The following is a 772-nucleotide window of genomic DNA, read 5'->3' on the forward strand; positions in this document are numbered from 1 at the left end:
GTTTGGTGGTGCCGGCGTCCACGCCGTCCTGCAGCAGCTTGTTGAAGGCTCCGGCCAGCGGGTCAACGGTGAACACGATGTTCTTCAGGGACCGGTCGATGACGTCCTGCGGGAGCGCCTTGCCGGCCGCCTCCTTCAGGGCCGCGTTGACCTTGGCGGCCTTTTCCGCGGCGGGAGTGTCGTTGAGCCACTTGACCGCTTCGGCGTGGCCCTTCAGCAGCCCTTCGACGGTCTGCGGGTGCTCGGCGGCGAACTTTTTGTTYACGATCAGGATGGTGGTGGGGAACTCGCCCGGCTTGCCCGTCAGCGACCCGTCCCACAGGTCCTTCTCATCGACCAGGACCTTCGCGCCGGCCTGGAGCACCAGGCGGGAGGCCCACGGCTCCGGCAGCCACGCGCCGTCGAGCTTTCCGTCCTGGAACAGCTTCAGCGTCTGGGCGTTCTCGGTGGGATTGATTTTGACGTCCCCGCCGCCGTCGGTGTTGGTCTTGAAACCCTGCTTGCCCAGCCAGGCGCGCAGCGCCACGTCCTGGGTGCCGCCCAGCTGCGGCGATGCCAGCGCCTTGCCTTTCAGGTCAGCCGSCGTCTTAATCCCGGGCTTGACCACCAGCTGGGCGCCGCCGGAGGCTGCCCCGGCGATGATGCTGATGGATTCGCCCTTGCTCTTGACGAACGAGTTGATGGCCGGGTTCGGGCCGATGTAGGTCGCGTCGATGGCCCCGGCGTTGAGCGCCTCGATGGCCGCCGGGCCGGCGTTGAACACCTGCGTGGA

1 protein-coding gene is annotated in these 772 nt (G+C 67.4%); it reads right to left on the minus strand.

Going from position 1 to position 772, the window contains the following annotated elements; genetic code table 11:
- A partial coding sequence (locus AC1DD3_RS22065) for an ABC transporter substrate-binding protein (protein ID WP_476882526.1) occupies positions 1 to 772 on the minus strand: 772 nt, incomplete at both ends.

It is taken from the genome of Arthrobacter sp. 05T444, from assembly GCF_056395905.1.